At 50.5% G+C, this 1,923-nt stretch carries 2 tRNA genes and 1 rRNA gene; all 3 read left to right on the forward strand.

Annotated elements, in window-relative coordinates:
* Window positions 1-133 precede the first annotated feature (133 nt).
* Window positions 134-1,672: ribosomal RNA gene (locus Aso01_RS15790) — 16S ribosomal RNA — on the forward strand.
* A gap of 60 nt (window positions 1,673-1,732) precedes the next feature.
* Window positions 1,733-1,809, forward strand: a tRNA-Ile gene (locus Aso01_RS15795).
* A 36-nt stretch (window positions 1,810-1,845) separates the two neighbouring features.
* Window positions 1,846-1,921: transfer RNA gene (locus Aso01_RS15800), tRNA-Ala, on the forward strand.
* Window positions 1,922-1,923 lie beyond the last annotated feature (2 nt).

The raw sequence follows: 1,923 nt of genomic DNA on the forward strand, positions 1-1,923 counted from the left end.
GGTTGATTAATCGATATATATTATCATTAATTGATTGGTTTAAATTACTCGAAGTTTATTTGAGCGAAATTTAAGTCAGGAAATTGATGAGCCAGAATTGGCACCTTGTCTATAATAAGGTGCAAAATGATTTTAACTGAAGAGTTTGATCATGGCTCAGATTGAACGCTGGCGGCAGGCTTAACACATGCAAGTCGAGCGGGGTGATGGTGCTTGCACTATCACTTAGCGGCGGACGGGTGAGTAATGCTTAGGAATCTGCCTATTAGTGGGGGACAACATCTCGAAAGGGATGCTAATACCGCATACGTCCTACGGGAGAAAGCAGGGGATCACTTGTGACCTTGCGCTAATAGATGAGCCTAAGTCGGATTAGCTAGTTGGTGGGGTAAAGGCCTACCAAGGCGACGATCTGTAGCGGGTCTGAGAGGATGATCCGCCACACTGGGACTGAGACACGGCCCAGACTCCTACGGGAGGCAGCAGTGGGGAATATTGGACAATGGGGGGAACCCTGATCCAGCCATGCCGCGTGTGTGAAGAAGGCCTTATGGTTGTAAAGCACTTTAAGCGAGGAGGAGGCTCTTTTGGTTAATACCCAAGATGAGTGGACGTTACTCGCAGAATAAGCACCGGCTAACTCTGTGCCAGCAGCCGCGGTAATACAGAGGGTGCAAGCGTTAATCGGATTTACTGGGCGTAAAGCGCGCGTAGGCGGCCAATTAAGTCAAATGTGAAATCCCCGAGCTTAACTTGGGAATTGCATTCGATACTGGTTGGCTAGAGTGTGGGAGAGGATGGTAGAATTCCAGGTGTAGCGGTGAAATGCGTAGAGATCTGGAGGAATACCGATGGCGAAGGCAGCCATCTGGCCTAACACTGACGCTGAGGTGCGAAAGCATGGGGAGCAAACAGGATTAGATACCCTGGTAGTCCATGCCGTAAACGATGTCTACTAGCCGTTGGGGCCTTTGAGGCTTTAGTGGCGCAGCTAACGCGATAAGTAGACCGCCTGGGGAGTACGGTCGCAAGACTAAAACTCAAATGAATTGACGGGGGCCCGCACAAGCGGTGGAGCATGTGGTTTAATTCGATGCAACGCGAAGAACCTTACCTGGCCTTGACATAGTAGAAACTTTCCAGAGATGGATTGGTGCCTTCGGGAATCTACATACAGGTGCTGCATGGCTGTCGTCAGCTCGTGTCGTGAGATGTTGGGTTAAGTCCCGCAACGAGCGCAACCCTTTTCCTTACTTGCCAGCATTTCGGATGGGAACTTTAAGGATACTGCCAGTGACAAACTGGAGGAAGGCGGGGACGACGTCAAGTCATCATGGCCCTTACGGCCAGGGCTACACACGTGCTACAATGGTCGGTACAAAGGGTTGCTACCTAGCGATAGGATGCTAATCTCAAAAAGCCGATCGTAGTCCGGATTGGAGTCTGCAACTCGACTCCATGAAGTCGGAATCGCTAGTAATCGCGGATCAGAATGCCGCGGTGAATACGTTCCCGGGCCTTGTACACACCGCCCGTCACACCATGGGAGTTTGTTGCACCAGAAGTAGCTAGCCTAACTGCAAAGAGGGCGGTTACCACGGTGTGGCCGATGACTGGGGTGAAGTCGTAACAAGGTAGCCGTAGGGGAACCTGCGGCTGGATCACCTCCTTAACGAAAGATTGATTGGCCGGTAAGAATCCACAACAAGTTGTTCTTCTAAGATGTATCTGAGGGTCTGTAGCTCAGTTGGTTAGAGCACACGCTTGATAAGCGTGGGGTCACAAGTTCAAGTCTTGTCAGACCCACCAAGTCTACGGCAGAAAGATACATTAATGATATAAGCTGGGGACTTAGCTTAGTTGGTAGAGCGCCTGCTTTGCACGCAGGAGGTCAGGAGTTCGACTCTCCTAGTCTCCACCAAA

It is taken from the genome of Acinetobacter soli (assembly GCF_000760595.1).
GTDB lineage: Bacteria > Pseudomonadota > Gammaproteobacteria > Pseudomonadales > Moraxellaceae > Acinetobacter > Acinetobacter soli.